This window comes from Tardiphaga sp. (assembly GCF_044336785.1).
Taxonomy (GTDB): Bacteria; Pseudomonadota; Alphaproteobacteria; order Rhizobiales; family Xanthobacteraceae; genus Tardiphaga.
The window spans coordinates 14,209-28,922 of record NZ_JBIIOT010000067.1; the positions used below are offsets into that span (position 1 = coordinate 14,209).

General features: G+C 64.2%; 13 protein-coding genes and 1 tRNA gene. 9 read left to right on the plus strand and 5 right to left on the minus strand.

The genetic code is table 11. The annotated features are described in order from the left end of the window. Positions 1 to 105: 105 nt before the first annotated feature. On the minus strand, positions 106 to 1,008 hold the full coding sequence (locus tag ACIQ2A_RS18095) for an AraC family transcriptional regulator (protein ID WP_398481759.1): 903 nt from the start codon (positions 1,006 to 1,008) through the stop codon (positions 106 to 108). Positions 1,009 to 1,174: 166 nt separating this feature from the next. Here ACIQ2A_RS18095 and ACIQ2A_RS18100 point away from each other — a divergent pair, with 166 nt between their 5' ends. From ACIQ2A_RS18100 to ACIQ2A_RS18125, 6 genes are all read left to right on the plus strand, one after another. Next, positions 1,175 to 2,413: an amino acid ABC transporter substrate-binding protein gene (locus ACIQ2A_RS18100; RefSeq protein ID WP_398481761.1), complete on the plus strand. Its 1,239-nt coding sequence runs from the start codon at positions 1,175 to 1,177 to the stop codon at positions 2,411 to 2,413. 66 nt (positions 2,414 to 2,479) lie between these two features. Then, on the plus strand, positions 2,480 to 3,349 hold the full coding sequence (locus ACIQ2A_RS18105; protein ID WP_398481764.1) for a branched-chain amino acid ABC transporter permease: 870 nt from the start codon (positions 2,480 to 2,482) through the stop codon (positions 3,347 to 3,349). Beyond that, a complete protein-coding gene (locus ACIQ2A_RS18110; RefSeq protein WP_398481766.1) occupies positions 3,346 to 4,290 on the plus strand; it encodes a branched-chain amino acid ABC transporter permease in 945 nt (314 codons plus the stop codon). The genes ACIQ2A_RS18105 and ACIQ2A_RS18110 overlap by 4 nt, the downstream gene beginning before the upstream one ends. Further along, entirely contained in the window at positions 4,287 to 5,021 is a 735-nt protein-coding gene (locus tag ACIQ2A_RS18115) for an ABC transporter ATP-binding protein (RefSeq protein WP_398481768.1), read from the plus strand. Before ACIQ2A_RS18110 ends, ACIQ2A_RS18115 begins: the two co-directional genes overlap by 4 nt. After that, entirely contained in the window at positions 5,014 to 5,727 is a 714-nt protein-coding gene (locus ACIQ2A_RS18120) for an ABC transporter ATP-binding protein (RefSeq protein WP_398481771.1), read from the plus strand. The genes ACIQ2A_RS18115 and ACIQ2A_RS18120 overlap by 8 nt, the downstream gene beginning before the upstream one ends. 39 nt (positions 5,728 to 5,766) lie before the next feature. Beyond that, a complete protein-coding gene (locus ACIQ2A_RS18125; RefSeq protein WP_398481773.1) occupies positions 5,767 to 7,218 on the plus strand; it encodes an aldehyde dehydrogenase in 1,452 nt (483 codons plus the stop codon). A gap of 199 nt (positions 7,219 to 7,417) precedes the next feature. On the opposite strand, the gene ACIQ2A_RS18130 is transcribed toward ACIQ2A_RS18125, so the two are convergent. Then, positions 7,418 to 7,491, minus strand: a tRNA-Gly gene (locus ACIQ2A_RS18130). Between the two features lie 234 nt (positions 7,492 to 7,725). On the opposite strand from ACIQ2A_RS18130, the gene ACIQ2A_RS18135 reads away from it, so the two are divergent. Continuing rightward, complete coding sequence (locus tag ACIQ2A_RS18135; RefSeq protein WP_398481775.1) at positions 7,726 to 8,301, plus strand: methylated-DNA--[protein]-cysteine S-methyltransferase; 576 nt, start codon at positions 7,726 to 7,728, stop codon at positions 8,299 to 8,301. Between the two features lie 6 nt (positions 8,302 to 8,307). On the opposite strand, the gene ACIQ2A_RS18140 is transcribed toward ACIQ2A_RS18135, so the two are convergent. Both ACIQ2A_RS18140 and ACIQ2A_RS18145 read right to left on the minus strand, forming a co-directional pair. Further along, positions 8,308 to 9,753: an MATE family efflux transporter gene (locus ACIQ2A_RS18140; protein ID WP_398481777.1), complete on the minus strand. Its 1,446-nt coding sequence runs from the start codon at positions 9,751 to 9,753 to the stop codon at positions 8,308 to 8,310. Positions 9,754 to 9,876: 123 nt separating this feature from the next. Then, positions 9,877 to 10,920 carry a hypothetical protein gene (locus tag ACIQ2A_RS18145; protein ID WP_398481779.1) on the minus strand — a complete coding sequence of 348 codons (1,044 nt, stop codon included), beginning with the start codon at positions 10,918 to 10,920 and terminating at the stop codon, positions 9,877 to 9,879. Between the two features lie 131 nt (positions 10,921 to 11,051). On the opposite strand from ACIQ2A_RS18145, the gene ACIQ2A_RS18150 reads away from it, so the two are divergent. Then, positions 11,052 to 12,389, plus strand: a complete 1,338-nt coding sequence (locus ACIQ2A_RS18150; protein WP_398481781.1) for a PQQ-dependent sugar dehydrogenase — start codon at positions 11,052 to 11,054, stop codon at positions 12,387 to 12,389. Between the two features lie 105 nt (positions 12,390 to 12,494). On the opposite strand, the gene garD is transcribed toward ACIQ2A_RS18150, so the two are convergent. Next, the gene (gene garD / locus ACIQ2A_RS18155) at positions 12,495 to 14,042 is read right to left on the minus strand and encodes a galactarate dehydratase (protein WP_398481783.1); all 1,548 of its coding nucleotides are present in this window, start codon (positions 14,040 to 14,042) and stop codon (positions 12,495 to 12,497) included. Between the two features lie 290 nt (positions 14,043 to 14,332). Between garD and ACIQ2A_RS18160 the strand changes: the two genes are divergently transcribed. Then, the coding region (locus ACIQ2A_RS18160; RefSeq protein ID WP_398481785.1) for an outer membrane protein at positions 14,333 to 14,714 on the plus strand (382 nt) is incomplete at its 3' end.

Here is a 14,714-nt window from a genome sequence, read left to right on the forward strand (position 1 = left end):
ACGCCGGACGGCTTTTCGACGCGACTGCCGGTTCCCCAAGACGTCCGGTTCCGTCGCACGTCCAAATGCTGGGCGCGCATGGTTAAGCGCGGGTTAACGATTGCATCACGGCCAGGCGGCGTAGGACGGCCCCTGCCGTCCCGGATTCTGTCTGGCACGCCGCCGATATGTCCCCGGCGATTCATTCTGATACTTGCGGAAGAAGCGGTTGAAATAGCCGGGGTCGTGAAAGCCGAGGCCATAGGCGATCTGCTCCACGGGGAGATCGAGCTGGCGCAGTCGCGTGCAGGCTTCCTGGATCAGGCGCTGATGCACCACGGCGCGCGGGCTGATGCCGCGCTCGCGCTTGCAATGGGCGTGCAGCCGGTCGTCGGTGACGCCGAGTGCCGCGGCATAGCGGGCGATCGGCCAGCCGTCGCGATAGTGCAGTTCGACCATCTGCAGGAAATTGCCGACCAGCCGCGGGCCATCGCCGCGGCGGGAGATGTCGTCCACCGGCTCTTCGGCGATCAGCGCGCGCCACAGATGCAGGCAGAGCAGCAGCAGATGCGCGGACAACAACGTGGCGCTGCCGCGGCCCGGCGTCGTCAGTTCACCGGCCAGCATGGCGCAGGAGGCTGACATCGCCGCAAATCCCTGCGAGGCCTTGGCGTCTTCCAGCAGCACCAGCCGATCGACCGTGCGGCGCAGATGCAGCGCCTCGGCAGAGCCGGCGATGGTTTGCGTCAGGAGATCATCGGTGACGGTGAGCAGATAACCCTGCGCGCCGGCCTCGACCTGCAGTGTGCCGTCATAGCCGCAGGGCAGCCAGAGCAGCGCGGGTGCGCCAAACTCAATCACGGAATCCCGCATGGTGGCGGTGCCGCGGCGGCTTTCCATTACCAGCAGATGGGCGTGCCGGTGTTGCGTCTGGCGGAGCGACCAGATGCGCGGCGCGAGTCCGGAAGTGAAGCGTTCGACATGCAGCGCGGAGGATTTTCCGGCGAGGTCGATCGCATCCGCAAACATTGGGCTCACCTCGTGATGGGACAATCCGTCGCGCGGATACAATCGCATCACACGGCTGGGTGCAATCTTTCCCCGGATGCGTCCAATTCACGCGCCCCAGTGCTCAACTAGTGTTCCGCCATCGAGCGTCGGGAAGGCGCCGTCACAACTCACAGGGGAGGACGACATGGGTTCAGCAACCAAACAGCGTGCAGCGACATGGGCCGCCGGTCTGGCCATGATGGCGGGGGCAGCGACGCTCGGTTGGGGTGATGCGGCACAGGCGCAGACCTCGGTCAAGATCGGCTATGCGATCTCGCGCACGGGCCCGGCCGCCGGCGGCGCCGCGGTGACGTCGATCCCGAATTACGAACTCTGGGTCAAGGAGGTGAATGCCGCCGGCGGCCTCAAGCTCGCCGACAAGCGCGTGCCCATCGAGGTCGTGCACTATGACGATCGCTCGAGCGCCGAGGAAGCGGCCAAGGCGCTGGAGCGCCTGATCAACCAGGACAAGGTGGATTTCATCCTGCCGCCCTGGGGCACCGGCCTCAATCTTGCGGTCGGGCCGATCCTCAACAAGGCCGGCTATCCGCATCTCGCTTCCACCGCCGTCACCGATCGCGCGCCGGAACTGGCCAAGCGCTGGCCCAACAGTTTCTGGCTGCTCGGCACCAGCGCCGATGCCTCGAAGACGCTGGTCGAACTGCTGGTGAAGCTGCGCGGCGAGGGCAAGATCGGCGACACCGTGGCCATGGTGAGCATCGCCGACGGCTTCGGCATCGATCTGTCGGCTGCGGCGCGCCCGGCGCTGGCAGCGGCAAAGTTCAAGCTCGCTTACGACAAGACCTATCCGGTCGGCACGCAGGATCTCGGCCCGATCGTCAATGAGGTGAAGGCGCTCAATCCCGACACCTTCATCGCCTTCAGCTATCCGCCGGACACGATCGCGATCACCGAACAGGCGCGCATCTCGGGTTTCAATCCGAAGGTTTACTACACCGGCGTCGGCACGGCGTTTCCGCTGTTCAAGGGGAAATTTGGCGCCAATGCGGAAGGCGTGATGGGCATCGGCGGCTGGAGCGGCGACAGCCCGGCGATCAAGGACTATCTCGCCCGCCACAAGGCCTCGGCTGCAAACGGCGCCGAGCCGGATCGCTGGGCCAGCGCCGTCACCTTTGCGAGCCTGCAGATGCTGCAGCAGGCCATCGAGCGGGTCGGCAAGGTCGATCGCGCGGCGGTCATCAAGGATCTGCAGACCGGCAGTTTCGATACGGTGATCGGCAAGGTGAAGTTCGAGAACAACATGCCGACGAACTACTGGTGGGTCGGGCAGTGGCAGGGCGGCGAGTTCTACGGGGTCGCGCCATCCGGCAATGCCGGTGCGCGTCAGCCGATCCTGCCGAAGCCGGCCTGGACCACGCAGTAATCGCGACAGGCTTTATCGGCGCATGATCTTGACTGAGATCATGCGCCAGCAATCCGGAATGATGGAATGACGAACGCGGTGCTCACCGGCCTCGTGCTGGGCGGAATGTATGCGCTCATCGCCATGGGGCTGACGCTCCAATATGGCGTGGCGCGGATCATGAATCTCGCTTATGGCGAATTCCTGATCGGTTCGGCCTTTGCCTCCTATTTTCTGTTCACGGCATGGGCGGTGAATCCGCTGGTCGGCCTGATCCTCATCGTGCCCGTCAGTTTTGTCGTGAGCTTCCTGCTCTACAAGATCTTCCTGACGCCACTAGTGCGCCGCGCCCGCACGCGCGATGCGCTGGAGGTGGACAGCATTCTCGCCACCTTCGGCCTGATGTTCATCGTCCAAGGCATCCTGCTCACGCTATTCGGCGGCGCCTATTTCAGCTACTCGTTCCTCGCCATTCCGGTGACCGTGGTCGGCGAAGTGCTGGCGATGAATCGCCTGGTGGCCTTTGCCCTCGCCGTTGTGCTCGGCACCGTGCTGTATTTGCTGCTCACGCGCACGCGGATCGGCACATCCATCCGCGCGGTCGCCGTCGATCCCGCATCGGCGCCGCTGGTGGCGATCAATGTGCCGCAATTGTCGGCGCTGGCCTTTGCCGCGGGTGGTGCGCTGGTCGCGTCTGCCGGCGTGCTGATCAGCATGTTCCTGACCTTCAGCGCCACATCGGGCGTGGTTTTCACCATGAAGGCGCTGATCGTCGTCGTCATGGGCGGCATCGGCAATCTGATGGGCTGTCTCGTGGCCGGCGTGCTGCTCGGCCTGAGCGAGGCGCTGGTGGCGACCTATATCGATCCCGGCCTGACCATCGCCGTCAATTTCGCACTGTTTCTCGCTGTCCTGCTCGTGCGCCCCGCCGGCATTTTCGGAAGGGTTGGCCGATGACCGCGTCACAGATTCTGATCGGGGCCGTGGGTCTCGCAGCCATCGCCGGCCTCGCAGTCCTGCCGTCCCTCGTCGATGCCTATCATCTCGCGCTCGGCATCACGCTGCTGCAGTTCACCATCCTTGCCACCGCATGGGGCCTGTTCTCCGGCCCGACGCGCTATGTCTCGCTGGCGACGACGGCGTTCTTTGGCGTCGGCGCCTACACCGTTGCGGTGCTTGGCGAGCAATTGCCGTGGCCGCTGGTGCTGGCGGTGGCCGCTGTGATCGGTGCAGTCACCTCCGCGATCGTCGGCCTCTCGACCTTGCGCCTCAGCGGCGTGCATTTTGTCATCTTTACCTTTGGGCTGGCCGAACTGGTGAAGCAGCTTGTGGTGTGGTTCGAGGTCAACAAGAGCCGCGTGCTCGGCCGCTATATCTTCCTCGATATCACCCAGCAGGACATCTACTGGCAGCTGCTGGCACTGGCGGTGATCGTGTTTGCGACCGGCTGGCTGATCGCGAGATCGCGGCTTGGGTTCGCGCTGCGCATTATCGGCGAGGATGAAACGGTGGCCCGGCATTGCGGCATCAATGTCACCTTTGCCAAGGTCGCGCTGTTCGTCATCTCGGCGGTGTTCATGACGCTGGTTGGCGCGATCATGGCGCCACGCTGGACCTATATCGAGCCATCCATCGCCTTCAATGCGACGATCTCGTTCGAGGTGGTGATCATGGCGCTGCTTGGCGGCGCGCATCGCTTCTGGGGCCCGGCTCTGGGCGCGATTCCGCTGACGCTACTGTTCGAATTTCTCTCCGCGCGTTTCCCCAGCACATCGACGCTGATCATGGGCGTGGTGTTCCTGCTGATCGTCTATGCGCTGCCGTCCGGCGTGGTCGGCCTGATCGAGAAGATCAGGCAATTCCGCCGCAGCCCTGCGATCCAAGGGAGTGGCGCATGATGTCGTCGCGCGCACCGATCCTCAAGGTCGAGGGCCTCATGCGCCGTTTCGGCGGTCTCGTCGCAGTCAATGACATGGGCTTCACCGTTCACGCCGGCGAAATTGTTGGCCTGCTTGGGCCGAACGGATCGGGCAAGACCACGGCGATCAACCTGATCTCCGGCGTGCTGCGGCCTGATGCCGGCAGCATCATGCTTGGCGACACCGACATCGCGGGATGGCCGACATTCAGGATCGCGCGGCTGGGCGTCGCGCGGACGTTCCAGCTGGTGCGCGTGCTCGATGGCATGACCTGCGGCGACAATGTGCGGGCAGGGCTGGCGTTCAATCATCGCGGGCGTGAAGGCGATGTGTCCGTCGAAAATTTGCTCGCACGCGTCGGCCTGGCCGATCACAGCATGCGTCCGGCGGCGGAGCTCACTTACATCGACCGCAAGCGGCTCGAACTCGCACGCGCGCTGGCGTTGCGGCCGCGCGTGCTGCTGCTGGATGAATGGCTCGCCGGCCTCAATCCGTCTGAATTGCAGATCGGCATCGCGCTGATCCGCTCGCTGAAGGACGAGGGGTTGTCCATCCTGATGGTGGAGCATGTGATGGATGCGATCCGCTCGCTGTGCAGCCGCTGCGTGGTGATGAGCAGCGGGCGCCGCATCGCGGATGGACCGACCGACGCCGTGCTGCGCGATCCCGCCGTGATCGAAGCCTATCTGGGAGCGCCCGAAGATGCTTGAGGTCTCCGGCATCAATGTCAGTTTCGGGCAGCATCGCGCGCTCAGTGATGCGGCGTTGAACGTGAAGCGTGGCGAACTTGTCGTCATTCTCGGCGCCAATGGTGCCGGCAAATCGTCGCTGCTGAAAGCGATTGCGGGCCTCATCAAATGCGGACCGGAAAAACGGGTGAAGCTGGATGGGCACGATCTGTCGGCGCTTCCCGCGCATCTGATCGTCGAGAGTGGTCTGGCGCTGGTGCCCGAAGGGCGTGGCGTGTTCGGCGAACTGACGGTCGCTGAAAACCTGCTGATGGGGGCCAATCCGAAACGGGCGCGCGCCATAGAGACGGCGCAGCGCGAAAAGGTGCTGACGCTGTTTCCGCGCCTCGGCGAGCGCCTGAAGCAGACGGTGCGCACCATGAGCGGCGGCGAGCAGCAGATGGTCGCCATCGGCCGCGCGCTGATGTCCAATCCGGAGCTGTTGCTGCTCGACGAGCCCTCGCTCGGTCTCTCACCGCTGCTGGTGAAGGAGTTGTTCGCTGCGATCGGCAGCATCCGCGAGACCGGCATGGGAGTGCTGATGGTCGAGCAGAATGCGCGCGAAAGCCTGCGCATCGCCGATCGCGGTTATGTCATCGCAAACGGCCGGGTCACCGGCAGCGGGTCTGCTTTCGACCTGCAATCCGACGATTCCGTCCGTCGCGCCTATCTCGGCGGCGTCACCTAGAGCGCCGTCTTTCATCACCAATCAACCGAGGAGATCGCCATGAACATCATCAACCTCCTGATCGAGAACGAAGACGCGCAAGCCAGCGGCGGCGCGACATTCGACCGCCTCAATCCGATTACGGGTGACGTCGCCTCGCGCGGGGCCGCAGCCACGATCGCCGATGCGAAGCGCGCCGCCGATGCCGCTGCTGCAGCTTTCCCGGCATGGTCGGCAACAGGTCCTGCAGCGCGGCGGACCATCCTGCTGAAGGCCGCCGATATCCTCGCCAGCCGGGCGCCTGAATTCATCGCCTTGATGGCCGCCGAGACCGGTGCGACAGCGGGTTGGGCCGGCTTCAACGTGCATCTCGCCTCAGGCATGTTGCGTGAAGCTGCCGCGATGACGACGCAGATTTCAGGCGAAGTCATTCCGTCCGACAAGCCCGGCTGTATTTCGATGGCGGTGCGCCAACCGGCCGGTGTCGTGCTCAGCATCGCCCCGTGGAACGCGCCGGTCATTCTCGGCGTCCGCGCCTTGGCATTGCCGCTGGCCTGCGGCAATACGGTGATCCTGAAGGCATCCGAGATCTGCCCAGGCACGCATCGCCTGATCGGCGAATGCCTGCGCGAGGCGGGCCTGCCGCCGGGCGTCATGAACGTGATCACCAATGCGCCGGAAGATGCGCCGGCATTGATCGAGGCATTGATCGCGCATCCGGCGGTACGGCGGATCAACTTCACAGGCTCCACGCGCGTCGGCCGCCTGATCGCGCAGACGGCGGCGACGCATCTCAAGCCCGTGCTGCTCGAACTCGGCGGCAAGGCGCCGCTGGTCGTGCTGGAGGATGCCGATCTCGATGCGGCGGTGGCTGCCTCGGCATTCGGTGCTTTCATGAATCAGGGGCAGATCTGCATGTCCACCGAGCGCCTCGTGGTCGATCGCAACGTGGCGGATACGTTCGTCGCCAAGCTCGCGGTGAAGGCGGAGCAGCTCGTCGCCGGCGATCCGCGCCAGGGCAATGCGCCGCTGGGCTCCTTGATCGACGCCAGCGCGGCCGATCGCATGCAGGCGCTGATCAAGGACGCCGTGGGCAAGGGCGCGCGGGTGGTGGCTGGCGGGCGCGTCGAAGGCACGCTGATGTCGGCCACGGTGCTCGATCACGTGACCTCGTCGATGCGCATCTATGGCGAGGAATCGTTTGGTCCGATCGTCAGCGTGGTGCGGGTGGATGGCGTGGACGAGGCCGTGCGGGTCGCCAATGACACCGAATACGGCCTGTCGGCCTCGGTATTCGGCCGCGACATCGCCCGCGCGCTAACGGTGGCGAAACGCATCGAATCCGGCATCTGCCACGTCAACGGCGCCACGGTGCATGACGAAGCGCAGATGCCATTCGGCGGCACCAAGGCGTCCGGCTATGGCCGCTTCGGGGGCAAAGCGGGGATCGCGGAATTTACGGAACTGCGCTGGATCACCATCGAAACCGGCCCGCAGCATTATCCGATCTGAGGGGGCTATCGCACCTGGATGGGGAGAGTGCTCGGCCTGCATGGTTCGAGCCGCCCGCTTCGCGGGCTCCTCACCATGAGGGTTTCCTATGGCGCTATCGTTCCCCTCATCCTGAGGAGTTCGCGCAGCGAGCGTCTCGAAGGATGGCCGCGAACTGCTTCGGCAATGATATGCGATAGCTCTGGATCTGATGGGGGATTGGAGCGGGCGAAGGGAATCGAACCCTCGTATGCAGCTTGGGAAGCTGCCGTTCTACCATTGAACTACGCCCGCATGCCCCCTGCTCTAGCCGAGGATCGGTGATCCGCCAAGGGGGCTGGCTCCGCGGCCGTAGGATGGGTTGAGCGGAGCGAAAACCCATCAGTCGTGCTTTGCGGCTGGCTCCGCCGATGGGTTGTCGCGCCGGCCTTCGGCCGCCGCTCAACCCATCCTACAGAGACGGGAGTATCCCCGCACCTGCAATTTCCGGTTGGCGAAAGCTGTTTGCCTGCTAACATCCGACTCGGGATGGCTGGGCAGGGATATACGATCTTCGATACGGCGGTCGGCAGATGCGGCATCGCATGGAGCCAGGCCGGGATCGTTGGCGTCCAGTTGCCGGAGGTGCGCGAGCTGGAGACGCGGCGGCGGTTGCTGCAGCAATATCCCGAGGCGCGCGAATGGCGGCCGCCGGAAGATGTGCAAGCGGCCATCGACGGCATCGTGGCGCTGCTGAACGGCAAACCCGTCGATCTTTCCGATATCCCGCTCGACACCTATGACATTCCGGAATTCAACTGCCGGGTCTATGAGGCGATCCGGCGGATTCCGCGCGGCGAAACCCGCAGCTATGCGGAGATCGCGATCCACCTTTACGTCAGCGGCGCGATCAATGCCGTGGCCAATGCGGTGGCGCGCAATCCGTTCGCGATCATCGTGCCGTGCCATCGCGCGATCACGGCGCCCGGGCAGACATCCGGCTTTGCCGGCAATGCGGGGATCGTCACCAAATCGCGGCTGCTCTCGATCGAGGGCGCGCGCTCGGGACCGGCCACCAATCTGTTCGATGCGCTGCTCTCGGTGTCCGCACCGCGCGCGCAGTGAAAGCTCTCAGGACAGTGCGGGACGGACCTCGGGCACCGGCCCGGATTTCGGCCCCCAGGGCGTCAGCAGCACGCTGAGCGCTGACAGCGTGCCGAGCAGCACCATGGATGCCGCAGCGAGCCAGAAGAAGCTGGTGGCCGGCGCATTGATGGACAGCAGATACCAGCCGCCGGCGCAGACGAAGCCGAGCCGGACTGTCTGCGCCAGCACGGGACCCAGCACTTTGGCAGCGCCCTGCGACGAGAAGTAGCTCACCGTGGCGAGGCCGAGAAAGGCATACATGGGCGCGCAGGTGGCGAGATAGGTCCGGCTGGCCATGCGCACGTCGGGATCGCTGGTGAACAGATTGACCCAGACATGGGGGAAGATCGCGACCAGCGTGCCGAGCAGGCCGACGATCACGAACGCCAGGGCGCAGCCGGTCCAGGCGATGCGGCGTGCGCGGTCGATGCGGCCGGCGCCGATGGCCATACCGACGGCCGGCACCGATGCGATGCCGACGGCGAAGGCGAGCGTGGTCAGCATGAATTCGAGCCGCGCGCCGATGCCATAGCCGGCCAGCACTTCGGTGCCGTAATGCGCCAGCATATGGGTGAAGATCAGCAGGGTGAGCACGCCCTGCAGCGGGTTGAAGCAGGCGATGGCGCCGACTTTCAAGATGTCGAAGAACATGCCGCGCTGAATGCGAAAGCCTTTAACCTTCGGACGCACCCGCGCGCGGCCGGAAAATACGTACCAGCCCATCACGCCGGTGCCGAGGGAGAACGCCGTCAGTGTGCCTGCTGCGACGCCGGCCATGCCGAATTGCGGGATGGGACCGAGGCCGAGGCCGAGCGTGCCACCGAGCACGATCTGCAGTCCTGCGGCGCTCGTCTGCATGGCGGAGGGCATCTTCATATTGCCGGTGCCGCGCAGGATGGCGGCAAAGGTGTTCATCAGCCACGGGATGACGCCGCCGGAAAAGAAGATGGTGATATAGGCCAGCGCCTGGCTCAGCACGTTGCCGCGGCCGCCGAGCAGCTGCAGCAGCGTGGCGCCGAAAGTGAGCATGCCCACCGTGAAAGTGAGGCCGAAGCAGATGGCGATCAGCAGCGCATGCCCCGCCAGCGTATCGGCGCGCTCGCGGTCGCCGGCGCCGAGCGCCCGCGCAATGGCCGATGACACGCCGCCGCCCATGGCGCCGCCGGACATGGTCATCGTCAGCATGACGAAGGGAAACACCAGCGCCATGGCTGCCAGCGCTTCGGTGCCGAGGCGGCCGATATAGGTGGTCTCGAAAATGACGACGATGGTGCCGGCGGAGAGCGCCACGACATTGGGCCAGGCCAGGCGCAACAAGGTCGGCAGCACGGCGTGGTCGAGCAGCGGGTTTTTGGCTGGGGCATTCAGCTCGGGAAGCGGCGCTTTGTCGCCATCCACCAATGGGCGTTCGGCGAACACGACCTCGGACATGCAGTCTCCCTGATCGTCCGGTCTTGAGTGCCGGACACCAGCCTTCCTAGCACCGTTCGCGGCCCAAGCCATACGCGCCGACTGCATGGGGGCTGGGCGATTTGCACTGCAGTATGAGGGTGTCTAGCCGATGGTCCAGGTGAACCGGTGCGCACCGTTCCGCTCTGCGGTCATGGTGATGGGAATGTTGCGCCCGCAGCCGGCGGCGAGGCCTTCGATCATGCCGCGCAGGAGATCGGCACAGGCAGGATGGGCGTCGGTGACACCGTCCATCAGTCGCCATGTTGTCTGCCGGATGGCGACAACACCGGCGGATTTATCGATGGTGAATTCGTCATCCTGTGCCGCGAGCAAGGCCGTGAAGACATCCGCAAAGGTCGTGGCATCGCCGCGGGTCATGCCGAAGCTTGCGGCGACCTCGTCGTAATATTGCATGCCGATCAGCTTGCCGGTAAGGCGCAGCAGATAGCCGGCATCATTGGGCCCGAATAGTTGCACCGCGACGGGTGCAGCGGTGCGCACATATTCCATCGCATAGTTGCGATAGGCCTTTTCAAGCCGCGGCTTTGGCCAGCTATCGACGGGCAGTGCCGGTGCCTTGGCGGGGTCGAAGGCCGGCGCTTCGAGGTGACGCGCGAAGACGAGGCGCTGATCGAGCTCCAGATCGTGGTCGTATTCGCAGTAATAGCCTTCAAGCCCATCCTGGCCATCGACGCTCTGCTTGGTGCAGACGAAGCCGAGGCGGAGATTGCCGAGGGCCGCGCCATTATTGGCGTGCCAGCCGCGCAGCATGGCGCGGGAGACGTCGCCGGGAATGCCGCAGATCGCGGTGCCGCGCCAGATCCAGCGCGGCGGCGGGTAGCGGATCCAGGCCTTGCGATCGGTCTCGTGCATGTATTCGACCGAGACGCCGCCGATCCAGTTGGAGAGATAGTGATATTGCGCGGCGGCGACCGCGGGTGGCAGATGCGACAGGCCGAGCTTGTCGAGGCCTGCGATAAAACGCTCCTGCTGCTGGCGGCGGAAGATGCGAAACACAAATTCGGCCGCATCGGGCGTGCCGCGGCGTGTGACGGTGGTCAGGATCAGGCCGGTAAAGGTGGCGTGATAGAGATCGGCAACGCTGCGCCAGCGTGTCCATGTGGCGTCGTCACGCGCTGTGGTCATCGCTTCCGTCCCCCATGATTGTTGGCGCCGACCATAGCTGCGACCACGCGTCGCTTCACATGAAATTCATGCAGGGCGATCGAACGCTTCTGCATCGCGCGCATTGAGTTCCGTCACCACAAGGAAATTCCATGCGCCAAAAATTCCTGCTCTCCACCGCTGTTCTCATCGTGGCGCTGCCGCTTGCTGGATGTAACGAGAAGTCGACAATCGCTGCGGGCGACGATTTCGGGCCGACGCCGAAGCTGGTCGAGCCGAACAAGACGCTGATCCCGACGATCAACATGTCGAAGGCCGTGGGCTGGCCGCAGGGCGCCAAGCCCAAAGCGGCCGAGGGCATGGTCGTGAATGCTTTCGCGACGGGGCTCGACCATCCCCGCACCGTCTATGTGCTGCCCAATGGCGACGTGCTGGTGGCGGAGAGCAATGCGCCGCCCAACGAGGCCGCATCGTTCAGCATCAAGGGCTGGGTGCAGGGTCTTGTGATGAAGCGTGCCGGCGCCAAGACGCCATCGGCCAATCGCGTCACGCTGTTGCGCGATGCCGACGGTGACGGCGTGGCGGAAACCAAGACGGTGTTTCTCGAGAACCTGGCGTCGCCGTTCGGCATGGTGCTGGTGGGCGACGAGTTCTTCGTCGCCAATGCCGATGCCGTCGTGAAATTCCCCTACAAGACCGGCGACACCAAGATCACTGCAGCCGCGACCAAGGTTGCGGACTTGCCGGGCGGCCCGCGCAACCATCACTGGACCAAGGACCTCACCGCCAGCGCCGATGGCAGCAAGCTCTATGCGACGGTGGGCTCCAACAGCAATGTCGCCGAGAACGGCCTCGATGAGGAGAAGGATCGCGCGGCCGTGCTGGAGATCGATCGCGCCACCGGCGCCAAGCGGCTGTTTGCGTCCGGCCTGCGCAACCCCAACGGCCCGGCCTGGCAGCCGCAGAGTGGCGCGCTATGGGTGGTCGTCAACGAGCGCGACGAGATCGGCAGCGATCTCGTGCCGGACTACATGACGTCGGTGCAGGATGGCGGGTTCTACGGTTGGCCGTACAGTTACTACGGTCAGAATGTCGATGCCCGCGTGCAGCCGCCGCGGCCGGATCTCGTGGCGAAAGCCATCAAGCCGGATTACGCGCTCGGCGCGCATACCGCCTCGCTTGGCCTCGACTTCAATACGGGTGATCTGTTTCCGGCCAACATGAAGAACGGCGCGTTCATCGGTCAGCACGGATCGTGGAATCGCCAGCCGCAGAGTGGCTACAAAGTGATCTTCGTGCCGTTCACCGATGGCAAGCCATCGGGTAAGCCACAGGATGTGCTGACAGGCTTCCTCAGCGAGAAGGGCGAAGCGCAAGGGCGTCCGGTGGGCGTGCGCTTCGACAAGAAGGGTGCACTGCTGGTGGCTGACGATGTCGGCAATGTCATCTGGCGGGTGACGCCGGCTGGCGACAAGGCGGCATCGTTATAAGGCTCGGCCGTAGGGCGGATGAGCGCAGCGTCATCCGCCCTACGGCCGAGGTCAGAGTTGAAACTCTGCGGCGGAGTACGGCTTCGCCTCATCCGCCCTACGATCTCACGTCACCGGTGCCGGATTGAACAGCACGAGATCGTTGTGCAGTCCCCATTTGTCCGCCCACACCTGCTTGCGGCCGCTGGCGACGTCGAGGACGAGATGGAACAGCTCCCAGCCGGCTTCCTCGATGGTCATCTCGCCTGACGCAATGCGGCCGGCATCGAAGTCGATCAGGTCGGACCAGCGCTTTGCTAGCTCGGTGCGTGTTGAGACCTTGATCACCGGCGCCTGTGCAAGGCCGTAAGGCGTGCCGCGGCCGGTGGTGAAGATCTGCATCTGCATCCCGGCAGCGAGCTGCAGCGTGCCGCAAATGAAATCGCTGGCTGGTGTGGCCGCGAATAGCAGGCCCTTTGTCGTCGCGCGTTCACCCGGGCCGATCACGCCTGTGATCGCTGACGAGCCGGACTTCACGATGGAGCCGAGTGACTTCTCGACAATATTGGCGAGGCCGCCCTTCTTGTTGCCGGGTGTCGTATTGGCGCTGCGATCGGCGCCGCCGCGGGCGAGATAGGCATCGTACCAATCCATTTCGCGCACCAGCGCGCGGCCGACATCCACCGTCGCTGCGCGGCGTGTCAGCAATTCGATGGCATCACGCACTTCGGTGACTTCGGAGAACATCACGGTGGCGCCGGCGCGCACCAGCAGATCGCTGGCAAAGCCGAGCGCGGGATTGGCCGTAACACCTGAAAATGCATCGCTGCCACCGCATTGCAGGCCGATCACGAGCTCAGAGGCCGGCACCGTCTCGCGCTTGCGCGCATTCAGGATCTTGAGGCGCGCTTCGGCCATGGTGACGATGGTGTCCACCATGTCGCCAAAGCTCTGATTGCCTTCGTCCTGCAGCCGCATCATGCTGGCGGGGTCGTTGGTCGGCAGCAGACGTTCCGGTGCGAGTTTCTCGCAGCCGAGACCGACCACCATCACCTCGCCACCGAAATTAGGATTGCGTGCGATGTTCTGCAGCGTGCGGATCGGGATGTAGGCGTCGGGCGCATTGATGGCGACGCCGCAACCATAGCCGTGGGTGACGGCGACGACGTCATCGACATCGGGATAGCGCGGCAGCAGTTCGCTTTTGATCTTCTTGATCGCGAAATCGAGCGTGCCGGCGACGCATTGCACGGAGGTGCTGATGGCGAGAATGTTTTTCACGCCCACGGAGCCGTCGGGATTGCGAAAGCCGTCGAATGTGTAGCCGGTCAGCGGCTCCTGCGGTGCGGGTGTGGCCGTCGCAATATCGAGTCGATCGAGTTCCGGCGCGTCGGGCATATGGATGCGCGCTTCCTCCACCCAATCGCCGGCAGCGATCGTGTCGAGCGCGTAGCCGATGATTTCACCATAGCGAATGATCGGCTGATCCTGCGGGATCTCAACGAGTGCGAGCTTGTGTCCCTGCGGCACGAATTGGCGCAGCGTGATGCCGATATCAGCGAGCAGGGTTCCCGCAGGCAGTCCGAAATCATTTACCACGATCGCGACATTGTCGCGGGCATTCAGCTTGATCGTGCGTGGCGCGTATGTGTCGGCTGCCGTCGTGGTGGCCATCGCGTGGTTCGTCCCTTGCCCTGTGCACCCGGCATCATCCCGAGCGCTTGTAAAAGCACTAACACATCTTTTACGAATGCGAGAAAGGTTCCAGTGCAGCATGAATCTCTCGCAGATGTGAACGCGCAGACACGCAGCGTCGATGGAATGCGGCGAGCCTGTGTCCGAAGCACGACGTCGCTGAAAATCCTGCCACTTTCGTTTCGCGCCGTGTTGCACGGCTGTGACAGCAATCTCTGCGCAATCGTCTAGGTTCGCCGCAATCCAGTTTGGGATTGAGAGGATTATCTATGAAGAAGTTTCTGCTTTCGACCGCAGCCGTTGCCATGGTCGCGTTGGCTGCTCCCGCGTCTGCAGCCGATCTGGCAGCTCGTCCGTACACCAAGGCTCCGGCTTACGCAGCTCCGGCGACGCCGATCTATAACTGGACCGGTTTCTACATCGGTGGTCACATCGGTGGTGGCTTCCCGGGCGAAGACAATGTGCTCGCTGGCAGCCGTGACGGCACGTTCCTCGGCGGTGTCCAGGGCGGTTACGACATGCAGTTCGCACCGAACTGGGTGCTCGGTCTGGAAGCCAATTACAGCTTCCTCTCGACCAACAGCAACATCGACAATCGTGGCCTCGGCTCGGTGACCGGCCGTCTCGGCTACACCTGGGGTCCGACCCTGC

Bases quoted from the DNA above. Each gene is read 5' to 3' on its own strand.
- ACIQ2A_RS18095 (WP_398481759.1), bottom strand. From the start codon at position 1,008: ATGTTTGCGGATGCGATCGACCTCGCCGGAAAATCCTCCGCGCTGCAT.
- ACIQ2A_RS18100 (WP_398481761.1), top strand. From the start codon at position 1,175: ATGGGTTCAGCAACCAAACAGCGTGCAGCGACATGGGCCGCCGGTCTG.
- ACIQ2A_RS18105 (WP_398481764.1), top strand. From the start codon at position 2,480: ATGACGAACGCGGTGCTCACCGGCCTCGTGCTGGGCGGAATGTATGCG.
- ACIQ2A_RS18110 (WP_398481766.1), top strand. From the start codon at position 3,346: ATGACCGCGTCACAGATTCTGATCGGGGCCGTGGGTCTCGCAGCCATC.
- ACIQ2A_RS18115 (WP_398481768.1), top strand. From the start codon at position 4,287: ATGATGTCGTCGCGCGCACCGATCCTCAAGGTCGAGGGCCTCATGCGC.
- ACIQ2A_RS18120 (WP_398481771.1), top strand. From the start codon at position 5,014: ATGCTTGAGGTCTCCGGCATCAATGTCAGTTTCGGGCAGCATCGCGCG.
- ACIQ2A_RS18125 (WP_398481773.1), top strand. From the start codon at position 5,767: ATGAACATCATCAACCTCCTGATCGAGAACGAAGACGCGCAAGCCAGC.
- ACIQ2A_RS18135 (WP_398481775.1), top strand. From the start codon at position 7,726: ATGGCTGGGCAGGGATATACGATCTTCGATACGGCGGTCGGCAGATGC.
- ACIQ2A_RS18140 (WP_398481777.1), bottom strand. From the start codon at position 9,753: ATGTCCGAGGTCGTGTTCGCCGAACGCCCATTGGTGGATGGCGACAAA.
- ACIQ2A_RS18145 (WP_398481779.1), bottom strand. From the start codon at position 10,920: ATGACCACAGCGCGTGACGACGCCACATGGACACGCTGGCGCAGCGTT.
- ACIQ2A_RS18150 (WP_398481781.1), top strand. From the start codon at position 11,052: ATGCGCCAAAAATTCCTGCTCTCCACCGCTGTTCTCATCGTGGCGCTG.
- garD (WP_398481783.1), bottom strand. From the start codon at position 14,042: ATGGCCACCACGACGGCAGCCGACACATACGCGCCACGCACGATCAAG.